Source organism: Bacteriovorax sp. PP10, assembly GCF_035013165.1.
GTDB lineage: Bacteria > Bdellovibrionota > Bacteriovoracia > Bacteriovoracales > Bacteriovoracaceae > Bacteriovorax > Bacteriovorax antarcticus.
Genome location: NZ_JAYGJQ010000001.1, coordinates 1918790 through 1934021 on the forward strand (window position 1 = coordinate 1918790; position 15232 = coordinate 1934021).

15 protein-coding genes are annotated in these 15232 nt (G+C 38.5%); 10 read left to right on the top strand and 5 right to left on the bottom strand.

Annotated features, from left to right (window positions below; translation table 11 throughout):
• Positions 1–139: 139 nt before the first annotated feature.
• The 6 genes from guaB (at position 140) to rplT (ending at position 4964) form a co-directional block, all read left to right on the top strand.
• Positions 140–1201 carry an IMP dehydrogenase gene (gene guaB / locus SHI21_RS09430; RefSeq protein WP_323576118.1) on the top strand — a complete coding sequence of 354 codons (1062 nt, stop codon included), beginning with the start codon at positions 140–142 and terminating at the stop codon, positions 1199–1201.
• 2 nt (positions 1202–1203) lie between these two features.
• Positions 1204–3045 (top strand): 1-acyl-sn-glycerol-3-phosphate acyltransferase, encoded by a 1842-nt coding sequence (locus SHI21_RS09435; protein ID WP_323576119.1) that lies wholly within the window; start codon positions 1204–1206, stop codon positions 3043–3045.
• Position 3046: 1 nt separating this feature from the next.
• The gene (locus SHI21_RS09440; protein WP_323576120.1) at positions 3047–3484 is read left to right on the top strand and encodes a hypothetical protein; all 438 of its coding nucleotides are present in this window, start codon (positions 3047–3049) and stop codon (positions 3482–3484) included.
• Between the two features lie 55 nt (positions 3485–3539).
• Positions 3540–4187, top strand: a complete 648-nt coding sequence (gene infC / locus SHI21_RS09445; RefSeq protein WP_323576268.1) for a translation initiation factor IF-3 — start codon at positions 3540–3542, stop codon at positions 4185–4187.
• Positions 4188–4298: 111 nt separating this feature from the next.
• Complete coding sequence (rpmI, locus tag SHI21_RS09450) at positions 4299–4499, top strand: 50S ribosomal protein L35 (RefSeq protein ID WP_323576121.1); 201 nt, start codon at positions 4299–4301, stop codon at positions 4497–4499.
• 117 nt (positions 4500–4616) lie between these two features.
• Entirely contained in the window at positions 4617–4964 is a 348-nt protein-coding gene (gene rplT / locus SHI21_RS09455) for a 50S ribosomal protein L20 (RefSeq protein WP_323576122.1), read from the top strand.
• Between the two features lie 96 nt (positions 4965–5060).
• On the opposite strand, the gene SHI21_RS09460 is transcribed toward rplT, so the two are convergent.
• Complete coding sequence (locus SHI21_RS09460) at positions 5061–5915, bottom strand: matrixin family metalloprotease (RefSeq protein ID WP_323576123.1); 855 nt, start codon at positions 5913–5915, stop codon at positions 5061–5063.
• 80 nt (positions 5916–5995) lie between these two features.
• On the bottom strand, positions 5996–6643 hold the full coding sequence (fsa, locus tag SHI21_RS09465) for a fructose-6-phosphate aldolase (RefSeq protein WP_323576125.1): 648 nt from the start codon (positions 6641–6643) through the stop codon (positions 5996–5998).
• A gap of 101 nt (positions 6644–6744) precedes the next feature.
• On the opposite strand from fsa, the gene SHI21_RS09470 reads away from it, so the two are divergent.
• Positions 6745–7596, top strand: coding sequence for a hypothetical protein (locus SHI21_RS09470; RefSeq protein WP_323576126.1), 852 nt, complete (start codon positions 6745–6747; stop codon positions 7594–7596).
• Here SHI21_RS09470 and SHI21_RS09475 read toward each other — a convergent pair.
• From SHI21_RS09475 to SHI21_RS09485, 3 genes are all read right to left on the bottom strand, one after another.
• Positions 7593–8579 (bottom strand): 2-dehydropantoate 2-reductase, encoded by a 987-nt coding sequence (locus tag SHI21_RS09475; protein ID WP_323576127.1) that lies wholly within the window; start codon positions 8577–8579, stop codon positions 7593–7595. The genes SHI21_RS09470 and SHI21_RS09475 overlap by 4 nt on opposite strands.
• The gene (locus SHI21_RS09480) at positions 8569–9936 is read right to left on the bottom strand and encodes a hypothetical protein (protein WP_323576128.1); all 1368 of its coding nucleotides are present in this window, start codon (positions 9934–9936) and stop codon (positions 8569–8571) included. Before SHI21_RS09480 ends, SHI21_RS09475 begins: the two co-directional genes overlap by 11 nt.
• A 123-nt stretch (positions 9937–10059) precedes the next feature.
• Positions 10060–11085: a tyrosine-type recombinase/integrase gene (locus tag SHI21_RS09485; RefSeq protein ID WP_323576129.1), complete on the bottom strand. Its 1026-nt coding sequence runs from the start codon at positions 11083–11085 to the stop codon at positions 10060–10062.
• A 166-nt stretch (positions 11086–11251) separates the two neighbouring features.
• On the opposite strand from SHI21_RS09485, the gene rnc reads away from it, so the two are divergent.
• From rnc to SHI21_RS09500, 3 genes are read left to right on the top strand one after another with little or no spacing between them, the layout of a single operon-like run.
• Positions 11252–12112 carry a ribonuclease III gene (rnc, locus tag SHI21_RS09490; RefSeq protein ID WP_323576130.1) on the top strand — a complete coding sequence of 287 codons (861 nt, stop codon included), beginning with the start codon at positions 11252–11254 and terminating at the stop codon, positions 12110–12112.
• Between the two features lie 35 nt (positions 12113–12147).
• Complete coding sequence (era, locus tag SHI21_RS09495) at positions 12148–13119, top strand: GTPase Era (RefSeq protein WP_323576131.1); 972 nt, start codon at positions 12148–12150, stop codon at positions 13117–13119.
• On the top strand, positions 13119–15071 hold the full coding sequence (locus SHI21_RS09500) for a ribosome biogenesis GTPase Der (RefSeq protein ID WP_323576133.1): 1953 nt from the start codon (positions 13119–13121) through the stop codon (positions 15069–15071). The genes era and SHI21_RS09500 overlap by 1 nt, the downstream gene beginning before the upstream one ends.
• Positions 15072–15232 lie beyond the last annotated feature (161 nt).

The window sequence follows — 15232 nt, forward strand, 5'->3', positions numbered from 1 at the left end:
TAGTGCGTGACACCATTCTTTATATTCTTATTCCGATCTTTTTTGCCCGTATAGCTACAAATTAATTTTGTCAGTCTATTCAAACAGTTCTATTCTTTAACGTATTTTATTTTTTTGGTTCATTCCAACGGGAGAAGTCATGGAATTAATGTTCAGTCCTAAAGAAATTTTAAATAGAGGTATCGGTCTTACTTTTGACGATGTTCTACTAGTGCCAAGATACTCAGAAATTTCTTCAAGAAAGCACCCAGTGCTTAAAACACAAATTACAAAAAACTTTACGATCGACCTGCCGGTGATTACGGCCAATATGGATACGATTACTGAAACAGAAATGGCCTGTGCAATGGCGCAAATGGGAGGGATTGGATCTCTTCACCGTTTCATGACAGAAGCTGAACAAGTGGCGATGGTAAAAAACATCCAAGCTTATATGAAAGAAAAAAATCTTAAGACTCCAATCGCTGCAAGCATTGGTGTGAAAGAAGAAGGGATGAAACGTGCTGATCTTCTGGTTGAAGCAGGTGTTCAGATCATCACTTTAGATATCGCTCACGGCGACTCTATAATGATGCTGGAAACTCTGGACTACTTAAAAAGAAGATTCCCACAAGTCGATGTTATCGCCGGAAACGTTGCAACAGCTGACGGAGTAAAACGCATGATCGACCGCGGAGCTGACGCTGTAAAAGTTGGTATCGGGCCCGGATCAATGTGTACGACAAGAATCATCACAGGACATGGTGTTCCTCAGCTTTCAGCAATCGCTCTTGCGGTTTCAGTTGCAAGCAAACACGGAATCCCGGTTATCGCTGATGGTGGATTAAAAAATTCTGGAGATATCGTAAAAGCACTTTGTGCTGGAGCTTCTTCTGTAATGGTTGGATCACTAGTCTCAGGAACTCTTGAAACTCCAGGTGAGTTAAAAGGTGGAATGAAACAATATAGAGGAATGGCATCAAAGGCCGCTCAAGTTTCATGGAGAGGGGACATGCCTCAAGGTATGGCCGCTGAAGGTGAATCAACTCAAATCCCATGCAAAGGATCAGTAACAAATGTTATTGAAGAATTAATGGGAGGACTTCGTTCTGGTATGACTTATATTGGTGTAGATAATATCGCAGCAATGTCTGAAGCAGGACTTTTCATTCAGATGACGGCATCTGGAATGAGTGAATCTAAACCTCACGGAGTTCGCTAGTCATGGATATTTCCAAGCTGATTAAACTTTCAAAAATGGGAGGCTTTTTTGGAGGCATTCCCAATTTCTTTGATAACTTCAAAGAGATGGAAGAAATCGTTTTAAGCTATCCAAAATTAAAAGATCGTTTAGGAAATAAAGAAGACGATACTGAAAAAGCATTAAAATGCTTAAAAGAAATCAGATCGGAGTTATCACTTCCTTTTCTAAAAGGTTTTGAGAAATTTTTAGATGCTTCGCTAGGACAAATCTACGACGGAATTAATTTCAACGATAATGGTTACAACCTAAAAAAACTTTCGAAAGAAAACAATATCGTTTTAGTGCCCAATCACCAGTCTCACGCAGATTACTTAGCAATCAATTACGTTTATTTTAAAAAATATAAATCACCACTCTTTGTAGCTGGTGGAAACAACCTCAACATTTTCCCCATTGGGCCAATGTTCCGCCGTTGTGGATGCTTCTTTATAAGAAGAACTTTCGCCAACGACATCATCTACAAGTTAACTCTTGAAGCTTACCTTTACTACATGCTGGTAAAAGGAAACCCAATCGAGTTTTTCTTTGAAGGTGGACGCTCTAGAACGGGAAAACTTCTTCCGCCTAGATACGGTTTATACCAAATGTTAATTGAAGCTCACCAGGCGATTCCTGAAGATAAGAGACGTGATTTAAAATTCATTCCAGTCTCAATCGTTCACGAATACGTTCCAGAACAAAAATCTCTGGCGCGCGAGCTCGATGGTGGAAAAAAGAAAAAAGAAAGTGCCGGCCAGGTTTTTGGTCTGGTGAAACTTTTATCTTACCAATTCGGAAACGTGCACATCAATATCGGGCATCCCGTTACGATGCCACCAGTTGATCACGCCAATTTAAAAGCTCAGACTCAAAAAATCGCTTTCGAGTGCTTTTTTGAAGTCGGGAAAAACATGCGTGTGACTCCAACTTCACTGCTTGCGATCATCCTTTTAGATGAGCCGTCAGGAGCATTGAAGTGGGAAGAGATTTTAACGAAAGCTCGTCACATTATCACTTATTGCCAGAAATTTAATGTGCCGATTACCGACTCATTAAAACTAGAAAATATGGAAAAATCTCTTGAGAGATCAATCGATATTTTAATCGGAAATAAAAAAGTAGAAGCGATCGGAAACCCTAACGGAAACCACGTTTTTTACTCAATTAAAGACGATTCAAGAAAAGAAATTCTTTATTTCAAAAACACAGTTCTGCATCACTTTTTAGTGCCGTGGATTGTGAATATGGGATGGGTAAACCTTTTCTCAGGTCACATTTCAAACGTTGATGATCTAAAAAAATTCTTCATAGTTCAAAGAAAACAATTGATGCATGAATTCTATTTACCGACGGTAAAAGTTTTCTTGAGTGAGACACTTGCAATTGTTTCGGACGCTGTCGGAAGAGAAATCACGACTCTTGAAGAGTGTATGGAGCTTTCTCACAAAGAACTTTATTTAATTCTGGCAAAGGTGAGTTTATTCTCGCGCGCTTGTAATTATTTACTCGAAGCTTATTACGTTTGTGGTTTAACTCTGACTGCTCTTTCTAAAGAGTATAAAGAAGGCTTTAAGATGGAGACATTTTTAAAGCGCTACAAAGAAGCTTTTGATAGCGAAAGAAAGCTTAAACGTATTATTAAATACGCTGAAAGTTACTCTGTACCACTTTCTAAATCGAGCCTTCAGTACTTCATCCATACAGGGGTTGTAGCGAGCAATAATGGCTATTACACGGTTGCAGACTCAGTTAAGTTAGCTGAGACCCTGGCAAAAGTTGAGTCTGATTTAACCAGCCAGCTCAGCATCAATCTTCTAAATTAATATGGCCGCCTACAAAATAAAAAAGTCAGCACGTCTACGAAAGCGCTTCATTCAAAGTGAAGCGCTGGATAGATTCGAGTCATGGTTTGATATTTCCGAAAAATTAAAAGACCAGATCAAGACCGACTCAACTTTCCAGTTGGTCGGCGACAAAACTGTCATCAGCATTAATCCAAAGACAGGAATCAGTCACGTACTGGTGGAAGTCCTTGGTATTCCAAAGGATGGGTTTAAAATAATGGATCAGGAGCCTAGTGAGTTACTCCTATATGCCTGCCCGGAAACGCCTTTTGAAATTGATTTTGAATCAGTAAAAGTGCGAGCTAGCGATTTGATGGGCGTTATAACTCACCGCTTGGAAGACACCTTTCATATTGTTTCCGATGGATTAAATTTAGAGCTTCATTTTTTTATTCAAAAAGATTATATTCATTCATAGTGTTAATAGGAGAAGACTTTTTTATAACTAAAAAGTCTCAATCAAGAGGTAAATTATTAAAGACAACCAGAATCCAAGTCCAGGTGCATTTCAAAGACCTTCTTTCAACAATTCAAACAAAAACCAAGGTCCACGTGTTAACGAACAAATCAGAATTCCTGAGTGTCGTTTACTAGGGGATGATGGGCACGCTTACGGTGTTGTTTCGATGGCGGAAGCAAGAAGAATTTCTGATGAAGCAGGCCTAGATTTAGTTGAAGTGTCTCCAACGGCACAACCTCCAGTTGTAAAGCTTATTGACTTCGGTAAATACAAATACGAACTGCAAAAGAAAGCTCAAGAAGCGAAGAAAAAGCAGATCGTTATTCAATTAAAAGAAATTCAATTGAGACCAAATATCGAACAAGGTGATTTAGATACAAAGCTAAACCACTGCAAAAAGTTCTTAGACCAAGGTGATAAGATCAAAATCTCTATGCAGTTCCGCGGACGTGAAATGTCGTACCGTGATGCAGGGATGGCGAAATTTAAAGTAATTTTGGCCCAAATCACTGAATTCGGAGCGACTGTAGAGTCTGAGCCGAAAATGATGGGGAATAGAATTATCGCTATTTTAGCTTCAACTCGTAAGCCACCAGTTAAAAAAGCTGGGGAAAGCGACGCTGAACACGCTCCAACTGAGCAAAAAGCTAAAAAGGATTAAGAAAGTCTTTTACAGACCATGAAATTCTTGGTATTTATACCTGCTTTAAAAAGTATTAAGTGCATTATTATTAAATAGATCGTTTATATAGCGAGTTTTGGGAGTATTTTTATGCCAAAAATGAAAACAAGAAAATCAGCTGCTAAGAGATATAGCGTAACTGGTACAGGTAAAGTTAAGAGAAACAAGTGTGGTCTACGCCATAAACTTGAGCACAAGTCTACGAAAGTAAAAAACAGAGCAGGCGGACCAGCACTAGTTCACCAATCTGAGCACGAAAAAGTAAGAAGAATGTTACCATACGCTTTCTAATTAGAAGAAAGTCGTATAGAACGTAGAAATAAAAGAAAGAAACTAAAATAGACCGATAGTTTGGGCCCAAAGAGTATAAAAACTTAAATACCCCCAAGCATCGTTACAGGAGAAGGTATGGCACGCGTTAGAAGAGGTTTTAAAGCTAGAAGAAGAAGAAATAAAGTTTTAAAGATGGCAAAAGGTTACAGCTTTGACCGTCGTACAAAGTACAAGCACACAGCTGAAACTGTTAAACGTGCTCTACATTACGCTTACGTAGGAAGAAGACTACTTAAGAGAGATATGAGAAAGCTATGGGTTGTCAGAATTTCTGCAGCTGCTAGAGTTCTTGAAACTTCATACTCAAAATTCATGGGTTCAATGAAAACTAATGGTGTAACAATCAATAGAAAAATGCTTGCAGAAATTGCAGCAACTGACTTTGCTGGATTTACAGCAATAAAAAACTCACTTAAGAAGTAAGTTAAAAAGCTCCAGTGGCGCTTTTTAGAGATGAACTTTTTAAATGTTTAAAAAATTAGTTAAATAATAAAAAAGGCCCTCGAAAGAGGGCCTTTTTTATTTCTGACTTAGTTTATTTTTTTTAAAATCATCAACCACATGTTCAAACGTTTTCTTCCCATTCATGTAGTGAATACATTTCCCATCCGCATGCAATTCAATCGTCCCTTTTACTTCAGATCCTAAGGGCATTGAGAGGGCATTAGTGTTGTTATTTTTAGTAATGACACCATCGATATAGATATTTTTAATAATGTCTTTATCGAACTGATACAAGCTTCTCTGAGTGGCGATGTAATGTGGGTCCATGACTGATGGCCTAACTGTTTCGTGACAAAGCCCAACCAGGTGACCAAGTTCATGTAGAAGAATTGTTGGTAGGTCGTAAGTAAAATAACCAGCATTGGCCATAACGATGCTCGATCCAAAGTCGCGGTAGTTAACCATGATATCGGCGTGAGTAAGATCGATATACTGTCCAAGTCCAGGTGTGCTGGTAACGACACCGTAGAACTGTGTGATGGCAATGGCACCAGATGAAATTCCAGTGAACCATTGATGAGATTTATAAATTCCAATTTCACCATCTCTAAAACTTGCAGTATCTGCAAAACCAGTTGTTGCGGCCACTGGGAAAGGGACTGTTAAAAGAGTTTTGGGAGAAGCGGCCACGTTCCACACTTGTGCCATTTGCTCAAAGCGATTAAGCCCGTTTACTTCATGAGCGGGAATGATGTCTCCAGCGAATTCTGAAGAGAGTTTAATTGTAAGAGGTAGTCTGGAGTCACTCCATTTTCCTATTAAGCAAGAAGAGCCAGTAACAGCACCTAGCGCCGATTGTGTCGTCGTCGTGGACTGCTTGCAGGCCGTAAGTAGGAGAGTGAATGTGAAGAGAAATAAGAGCTTCTTCATTACCCTTATTATCGGGCAACAGTGGAAGAAAATGAGGGCAAAAGTTAAAGCTTAGGCCTAACTTTTGCCCTATGATGAAATTACTTAGTGTTGGCCTTTTTATGGTCAGCTAAAAACGTCTCTAAACCAGCTGTAGTCAAAGGATGTTTATACAGGGATTTGATAACAGAAAGTGGCATTGTCCCTACGTCCGCCCCAATTAGAGCTACTTCTCTAACGTGAGTCACGTTACGGATACTTGCTGCCAGGATCTTTGTTTGGAATCCGTAGATGTCGTACATTTGGCGGATTTCAGTGATCAGGTCTAATCCGTTTTGACCGATGTCATCCAGTCTTCCGATAAATGGAGAGATATAAGTCGCTCCCACTTTTGCGGCCAATAGGGCCTGATTCATTGAAAAGCAAAGAGTCACGTTTGTCTTAATACCTTTTGCAGAAAAGTGCTTACAAGCAGCGATTCCAGCTTCTGTTAATGGAAGCTTGATAACCACGTTTTTATGGATTTTAGAAAGCTCTTCACCTTCTTTAATCATACCATCTACGTCGGTTGCTATAACTTCAGCAGAAATCGGCCCGTCGATGATTTCTGAGATTTCTTTGATAACGTCTTCTTGTTTGCGTCCCGTTTTAGCAATTAAAGATGGGTTAGTTGTCACTCCATCAATAATACCCAACGAAACTGCTTCCTTAATTTCTGCAATTACACCTGTATCTAGAAAAAATTCCATAAATCCTCCATAAAAATATATGCAATGAGAGTACTGCTAGGGGTTTGGTTCATCAAGTTTTTCCCACTGGGAGAGAAAAAAAAGTGCGCTATACTAGGAGTATGAAGTCAATTTTGCTTTCTTTATTAGTGCTCACGATCAACTCATCAAATGCTATTGAGTCCAAAGAGTCGCGCGCTCTTAATAGTTTGACGGTGCGTTCAGACGCCAAAAACAATGTTCCGAGAACAACACTTAAGATTGATGCTGACTCTTTCTACGATATTAAGTTCGACTACGATACATTCTCAGGGCGTGTCACAGATAGAGATGCAACTTCTTCAATTGTAAAAATCTCCAGCGAAAATAAAAACACAAAGTTTTTCCGTGCAGGGGATTTAGTCGAATTTAAAATTCAAAATAATAAAGAAGGTGAGTACTGCCAGGGCTACGTTCGAAGCCTGGAGCCCGATTACTTTGTTATGTACGCGAAAGATCTTTTCCCATGTTTCCCGAAAGAAGAATACTTCCGTCGTGGAACAGTATTGTTAATGCATTCTGAAAAACTGGGCCAACGTGTTCGCGAAGCTTCAGTTTACAGAGCAAGTTTATTAAATAAGAAAAAAGATTTCATGACTCAGTTAAACGATATCAACAACGGCATCTGGAACTTTGAAGAAAGAAAAGTCATGATGGCCGCAGATTTTGATCGTCGTATTGCGGAGATGGAAAAAGAAAAGTTGCGAGCTCTTGATGAACTTTTAACAAATAAGAACGATGAGATTAAGCTTCAACGTGAACTAGCTTTCAGATTAGATAACGTTGATAAAGAATTAGATTTCTACCGTATTGAAAAACATGAACTGATGTTTGATAGATGGCATCTTGATAAAGATTTAGGTTACCCGGTTTACGATAAACCAGAAGAGATCAGACCGACTCGCGCTAGTGGTGAAAAATTTATCGTTGATTAGTTATCGTTTAAAAGATCTTGATACTTAGATCTTGCAAGCTCAAGCTGGCCAGACTCTGCCAGCTTAATTAAATTCACAATTTTTTCATTCCAATAAGCTGAGATACCACTGCTTTTTGCAAGCGTTGTAATTTCTCCATTCAAAAATTCAATCTCTGTTTTTCTCTTAAGCTCTAGATCCTGCCACATTGATAAACGTGCTTGTGGGTCGATTTTAAGCTCTGCTTTTGCCACAATGTTATAAATGGCGTCTGGTAAATTTAATATGAAAGGGAAGGCCCCTATTGGCAGAGGAGAGCTGTTTTTAATTTTGATTGAATTCTTATCCAAAACAAATAAGGCCTCTTTGATAACTTTAGAAAGTAGTTGGCGCTCTTTTTTATTTCTGAGTTGTTCAATAAGAGGGACATTGGAAAGTGCATTGATGGCATTATTCAAATTTTTAATCAGTTTCCCGTATTGAATCTCAAGAATGTTCTCTACGACTTCAGCTTGTAGACCTTCAATTCCTGCTACATTTTCACTGAGATAAACATGACCGCTTGAAGTTTGTTTAAAATGTGAACCTTTATCAATTTGAATAATATTACAAAGAACCATGCCACTCACAATTTTATTAGCAGGTAAGGCCGCTTTTAAAACCTTCGCGTTGCTTAATCCATTTTGCAAACTAAGGATCACCGTCTCTTTTGTGATCTTAGATTTTATTTCATTGATGGCCGACAGAGTGTCATGAGATTTCGTCGTGATAATAACCAGATCAAGCACAGGAAGCTCTGCAGGCGATTCTACCCAGTTTATTTTTTTAGCTTCGTGATGAATGGAGTGGTTTTCAAGTGACGTCACTGTAAGCCCTGAAGCTTTTATTTTCTCACCGAGACGAGCACGTCCTAAAAAGAAAACATCAGGATTGGATTTCAGCAAATATCCACCGACGAAACATCCAACGGCACCCGCACCAATGATTCCAATTTTAAAGGTCATGGTAGGGCTCAGCGTTTTTTACGATTTCCATTTCTTCATTGAGTCTTTTTAACCAGAAGTCTTGCAGCCAACTATAGGCCTCAGTTAATGTCTTATGTGGCCTTTTAAAACCGGTTGGTTGTTTACTTACCTTTAGCATTGCATACAAAAGATAAGGAACGTAATCGACTTTTTTTCTTAAATAAGAAGAGGGCACCATCGGAATTCCACGATCGTGATGGAAATTGAACATAAAAAATCCAATCGCGTATTTCAATTCTTTATTATCGATTTTTTTTCGTTCAGCATCTAACTCTATTTTCCAGCGGTCCATTCTTTTTTGAAGTTGTGCGTACTGCCCTTCTGAAAGATCGTATTTGGCCATATATTGCAAGCGTTCTTCATAGATGGCCGAAGAGTGTCTTAAATCATGGAGCCAGAAGTCACCCGATGGTCTGACAAATCCATCTGCCGCAGCAGGGTTAAGGGAGATACCATTGATATAAATATCATGGGCAAGAAGCCTCATGAAAATATCCGGGCCAAGATGATCTGGTGTCGGTAGGGATAAGATTTTAAACTCATCCTCGTCGGCAAAAGCTTTCTCAAATACGGGTTCTGCACTGATAAAGCCTTCAACAGGACTATGTTTATGGAAGACTTTAAAGTTTCGTTCTTTATAGAGTGAGTACTCTTCTTCAACCGTAAGTTTATTGTAACCTTGTAAGTGGCGGTCAATCGCCAGCATAATGCGGTCTCTGATATTTAATTTCTTTTCATCAAACATCCCGGCCATTCGTGAATAGAAGAAACTAATTTCCTGAAGAGCACGGTAGTCGATTGCTTGATTTTGAAGATAAGAATCTAATTCAACTTTAACTTCTTCGAGGTATTTCAGACCAAGTTCCTGGTCTTCGAGAAGTTTTTTCTTGGCAAATAATTGAGGGAATTTTGCTTTAAACCATTCAGGGGCCATACTATTTTCGTCTGCCAATTTTAAGCGATCAATATTTGCAATGAATTCTCCTTCTTTAATATCCAGCTGATTTCTCAATTCTTTTATAACGGGCATTCCATATTCACTGAAATCAAATCGGTAAGGGTCATTGGGAGTTAATGCTTTTTGAGCAATAAATCTGGCCTTGATTCTTTCAAAGTAATCTTTCGGATCTTTTAAAATAGCTTCGAAGTTTGGATACTTTTCTGAAAATTTTAAGTTGGTATCGACGTAGGCCTTTTGGTCCATCAACTCTTTTGTAATCTCGAGACAACTTTTATCAATTGAGGCGAGGGATCGCTCTTGAACTGTCGAATCGACAGGTGCAGTTGAGCAAGAGATGAAAAGAGAAAGTAATAGAAAATACAGTATTGTTTTCATAAGAGCTTATCGGTTTTTTGGAGATTTTTATGAGAAGAGCAGGAAGACTGAGAGGATTAATCGGACAATTGTTGTTGTAATTAATTTAGAAACAAAAAGGCCCTCTTTCGAGGGCCTTTAAAATTAGTGCTTTCTATAGTTATTGTAGATGTCTTCCAGAATGTCTTCGTTATAAAGAAAATTCGGAGCATGCTCAATATAAAGTTTCAGGTCGTATGATGGAGCTAGTCCCAACCATTCTTTAATTAAAGAAGACCCTTTTTCTTGCTGAATCCATTTAAAGATACAAGCTTGGCGAAGTGACTTCGGAGTTAATGTAATCATTAACTTGTTTCTATAGTCTTCGAATATGATTTCAATTCCTCTAGGCGAAAGACCTCCAGAAATAATTCTGTATGGGTTTGCATAGAATAGAAGATTATCAAATTGAATTTGAGATTTTGTTTTCATCTCATCAAGGATGACCTGGTAGTCATTGTAAACTTTTTCGAAAATCTTCGGAAGAGTTACAGTGTAGGCATCTCTTTTGGGATGGTGGATTAGCACGCGTGCTTCACCATTGATGATTGTGATGTCAGTCGCTTTTAGCTCTGATAAATCAGAAACTTTTAAACCAGCTCCGAAGATAAGAAGGAAAAGAATTTTATTTCTTTTGCTTAGTAGCTCCTGAATTTTATCTTGCGAGTGAGACTCTTCAACTAAATAAGTCCAAAGAGTTTTAACATCGATAAATGGAGTCGGGCGTGGGATGTCTAAAAACTTCGGCGAAGTAGGTAGTTTTCTCACTGGGTTTGACGTCACTAAAGATTTGTTTAAAAGGAAGTCGAAGAAAATTCTAAGCGCTTGAACGCGTCTTCTTCTTGAGTTGTCCGAAGAGTATTTATTTTCAAGATACTTTCCGTAGTTAGTAACTAAAGACTGATCAAAATTCTTAACTGCTACAGAAGCGTATTCTGTATTCAGGTAAAAGTTAAAACAATCTAAGTCAGTTTTGTAGTTCTTAAGCGTGTTTTGGCTTTTTCCCTGAGTTCTCAGGTTTCTGTAAAATTCTTGTTGTAGCTCGAATAATTCAGGGCCAGGCGTGCTTGTGATCAGAGGAGCGCTCTGGTCAACGCCGATAGCGGGGTCAAATGTTGTGTTTGTACTCATAATTAAATCGTCTCTCTAGAAAGTGTGTGTGTGTGAAGACTAATTTCAAAGTGTTAGGGGGGCATAGTATCAAAGCTTATAAATATTAACAACCCAAAAAAGAGATTCTTGATAACGCACGAGAGAAGTGATAAAAAACGCACTGAGATAAAAACATTCAAATATAGTGAGCTTCCCAGTGCAAGAGACGACCTTTAATTCAGCAAATCAGGCAGATGGCGCCGTCCATTTTTCTGATACACAAGCGTGGCTGAATGCACTTTATACTGAAGCGTCACTCAAAAAATTCGATCAAAACGAGCTGTATCATATTATTTCTAGCGAAATTAATTTTGAAACTCTTGAACAAAACATCAATTATAAATTCCAAGATAAGAAAAATTTGATTCTAGCTTTAATGCAATCAACTTTTTGTTACGAAATGAAAGATCCTAATCTTCAATCAAATGAGCGCCTGGAATTTTTAGGTGATTCATTAATCAACTTTATCGTTGGTAAAAACCTGTTCCATAAATACCTCAGCAACAACGAAGGGGACCTCTCAAAACTTCGTGGGGCCCTTGTAAACGAAGAAAAGCTAGCAACCCTGGCACGCACTATTAGTTTAGGGCCATATATTTTTCTGGGAAAAGGCGAGCTTAAGTCCGCGGGAAATGATAAAGACTCTATCCTGGCAGATACCTTTGAGGCGCTATTCGCTGCAATCTACTTTGATTGCGGAAATCAAGTGGAAGTTTTAGAGAGAACTTTTACACACATTGTGATTTTATTCGAAAAAAAGCATACAAAAGACTTCTATTCAATGGATCAGCTTGAGGTTTTTGATACTAAATCAAAACTGCAGGAATTAACGATGGCCAGCCATGGTTTATTCCCGACTTATAGATCAATTGAATTACCTAACAATGGTGGCTTCACTGTTGAGATTTGGCTGGGACAAAAGAAGCTGGCCGAAATGACGGGCCCTTCGAAAAAGAAAATTGAAAAGCTATTAGCGAAAAAGATAATCGACGAAAAACTCTACTAAGAATTTAAGTAGTATAAACAAGAAAGGAGACGAGAATGTTACTAGAAGATCAACACCCGCATAATAAGGCCATCATGGTCGCAGTATTAGGGGCACCAAACGTAGGTAAGAGTTCACTGATCAACTGTTTACTAGGAACAGACCTGACAGTTGTAACGAGCAAGCCACAAACAACAAGAAATAAATTTCACTGTGTATTCACAGTAGACCGTACAGAAGTTGTTTTAGTAGACACACCGGGTTTACATAAATCAAGCCAGGAATTTAACAAGCGCTTAAATGAACAGGCACGTGAAGGAACAGAAGGCGCAGACCTTAACTTTCTTCTAATCGATATCTCAAAAGATATTTTAGGCCAGTTCACAGACTTCAAAGAAAACATCCAACAAGAACTAGGACCAACTTGGGTTCTATTTACTAAAGCTGATAAAATCGAAGACTCTGAAAAGCTTCCACTAGCTGAAGTTTTCGAAAAAGGTAAAACAGTTTTCCCTAACCTTGAAAAATGGTTTTTAATTTCTTCGAAAGAAGGGGTTAACATTCACAGTTTAACAGGTGCTCTATGTGATAAAGCTGCTCCAGGGCCGCATTTGTATCCAGATGGAGATGTTTCAAACAAGAACCAAAGATTCTTTGTTACTGAATACATCCGTGAGCAAGCTTTCGAACTATTAAAAGATGAAGTTCCTTACGAAGTCGCTGTTATCATCGACGAGTACAAGGAATCGAAAGGAAAAAACAATCCAAGTGAAATTGAATCACATATCTCTGCTTCGATCTTAGTTAACCGTCCTTCTCAAAGAGCGATCGTTATCGGATCAAGTGGTTCAATGATTAAAGAAATTGGTATCAGATCAAGAAAGAAAATCGAGGTTATGACTGGTGGACCGGTTCACCTTAACCTTCACGTAAAAGTTTCGCCAAAATGGTTTACTAACAACTTCGTACTAGAAGAAATAGGTCTACCACGCGCGAAAGATTCTAACCGCGTATGGAGAAAGAAATAATGTCATCACAACAATACCACCGCACGATGGTTGTTTCCTTAATTGGAAGACCTAACGTCGGGAAGAGTTCAATTTTTAACAGACTTATGAGGAAAGCTCACAAAGCAATCACTCATGATAAACCAGGGGTAACCCGCGACCGCCACTATGGTATCGCGACGTTTGAAGAGCTTGCTCATACCCGTTCAGTGGAAACTATTTTAGTAGATACAGGTGGATTTTATCCAACGAAGATCGAAGAAAACGTTCCAAAGAAATACGATCAGGTCATGAATAAGTTTTTTAACATCATGACTGAACAGGCCCGCATCGCTATTAAAGAATCGGATTTAATTCTATTCGTAGTGGACTCTCGTGAAGGTGTTTTACCTTTCGACCAGGCCATTGCTGATTACATTCGTACACAAAGAAAAGAGTTTTGGGTTTTAGTTAACAAGTACGACACTGATAAACAAGAAGGCGAAGAGCTGGAGTTTTATCAATTAGGAATTGGCGAAGAGCAATTATTCAAAATTTCAGCTGAGCACGGTCTTGGTCTTCTTGATTTAAAGCAAGCTATTCATAAGAAGGTTATTGCTTTTGAAGAAAAAGAAAAAGATGAAATGTCTCAACTGCAAAAAGGTGTAACACCAAGAGAGAAAGTTGCTGCACGTTTAGCCCTAATTGGGGCTCCTAACGCTGGTAAGTCGACAATGCTTAACCTTTTATTAGGTTCAGAGCGTGCTCTTGTTAGTGATATCGCCGGAACAACTGTTGACCCGATCGAAGGATTCTTCGACGTATTCTTTGGTAAAGAAGCAAGCCTTCTTGAAGAAGATGTTATCTTCGCTAAAACTGACAATCTACTGTTCCAACAGTACGAAGAATTCAGAGCGAACAACGCGGAAGTTTATGAGTCACTTGCAAAAAGTTACAACTTAGAAGAAGAGGGAACGAAAGGAACTCCAATCTATGATGAAGAAAACTACTTAAGTGATGAAACTCCTTTATACGACGAAACTGTTGAAGGTGATTTAGACGAAGAGTTCGAAGCAGAATTTGATGAAAGCGAAATCGATTTCGATTCAGCTTTATCAGATGACGAAGTAAAGAAAACGGAAGACGAGTTATACGATACAGTTTTTGCTGTTGAAGATAGTACTGACTTCGATCTTGAAGACTCTGAAGATGTTATGACTGATGGTTACTCACAAGAGTTACTAGCAGCTGAAGCTCAACTTGCAAAAGAAGCTAAAGAAGAAGGATCTCAGTGGCGCTCAATGCACATTGTAGATACAGCTGGTATTAGACGCCAAAAAGCAGTTGAAGGCTTTATTGAACAACAATCAGTTTACCGCTCACTTCGTTGTATTACTGAAAGTGATATTATCATTTTCATGATCGACGCAACTGTTGGTATCTCTCACCAGGATAGACGTCTTTTAGATATCGCTCTTGATAAAGGGAAGTCTTGTATTGTGTGTTTAAACAAAGTTGATCTTTTAAAAGATAAGCTTGTTGATGAAGCAGCTAAAAAAGAATGGATTTCCGATCTTAGATTAACTGTTCCATGGCTTGCTCACTGTGATTTAATCCCAGTGTCAGCGAAGTACAATAAGCACATCTGGCGCTTAAAAGAATCAATTAAGAAAACTGTGTTAATCAGAAACAGAAACATTGGTACAGGTAAACTGAACCGTTATGTTTACCAACTTGTTGAGAGTAACCCGGCACTAATTAAGAAAGCAGGGAAGAGATTAAAAGTGAAGTACGCTTCGATGTTAAAGTCGAGCCCACCGACATTCTTATTCTTTACCAACCTTTCAAAAGATATTCCTGATAACTATAAGAACTTTTTAAAGAATGGTCTTAGAAAGGAATTCACTCTGGACAACACTCCGATCCACCTTATTTTTAGAACAGGGGAAGATCTGCAGAAGCGTTTAGGGAAACGAATGAAAGAAGTGACATAGATTTTAATAGGGCCTGCTTAAAGCAGGCCTTTTTTTTGTCTCTAATTTGTTGCACCCATTTTTTTGGGGCAGTAAACTTCTAATCATCTTCTATTTATCCTCTAGCATTTTTAATCAATTATAAATTTTCCCACAACTTTTAGAGGCGTTTTTTACACCTG

Excerpts from the sequence above, each read along its gene's own strand:
- SHI21_RS09435 (WP_323576119.1), top strand. The coding sequence starts at position 1,204 with ATGGATATTTCCAAGCTGATTAAACTTTCAAAAATGGGAGGCTTTTTT.
- SHI21_RS09440 (WP_323576120.1), top strand. The coding sequence starts at position 3,047 with ATGGCCGCCTACAAAATAAAAAAGTCAGCACGTCTACGAAAGCGCTTC.
- SHI21_RS09485 (WP_323576129.1), bottom strand. The coding sequence starts at position 11,085 with ATGAGTACAAACACAACATTTGACCCCGCTATCGGCGTTGACCAGAGC.
- rpmI (WP_323576121.1), top strand. The coding sequence starts at position 4,299 with ATGCCAAAAATGAAAACAAGAAAATCAGCTGCTAAGAGATATAGCGTA.
- SHI21_RS09460 (WP_323576123.1), bottom strand. The coding sequence starts at position 5,915 with ATGAAGAAGCTCTTATTTCTCTTCACATTCACTCTCCTACTTACGGCC.
- era (WP_323576131.1), top strand. The coding sequence starts at position 12,148 with ATGTTACTAGAAGATCAACACCCGCATAATAAGGCCATCATGGTCGCA.
- SHI21_RS09475 (WP_323576127.1), bottom strand. The coding sequence starts at position 8,579 with ATGACCTTTAAAATTGGAATCATTGGTGCGGGTGCCGTTGGATGTTTC.
- SHI21_RS09470 (WP_323576126.1), top strand. The coding sequence starts at position 6,745 with ATGAAGTCAATTTTGCTTTCTTTATTAGTGCTCACGATCAACTCATCA.
- guaB (WP_323576118.1), top strand. The coding sequence starts at position 140 with ATGGAATTAATGTTCAGTCCTAAAGAAATTTTAAATAGAGGTATCGGT.
- fsa (WP_323576125.1), bottom strand. The coding sequence starts at position 6,643 with ATGGAATTTTTTCTAGATACAGGTGTAATTGCAGAAATTAAGGAAGCA.
- SHI21_RS09480 (WP_323576128.1), bottom strand. The coding sequence starts at position 9,936 with ATGAAAACAATACTGTATTTTCTATTACTTTCTCTTTTCATCTCTTGC.
- SHI21_RS09500 (WP_323576133.1), top strand. The coding sequence starts at position 13,119 with ATGTCATCACAACAATACCACCGCACGATGGTTGTTTCCTTAATTGGA.
- rplT (WP_323576122.1), top strand. The coding sequence starts at position 4,617 with ATGGCACGCGTTAGAAGAGGTTTTAAAGCTAGAAGAAGAAGAAATAAA.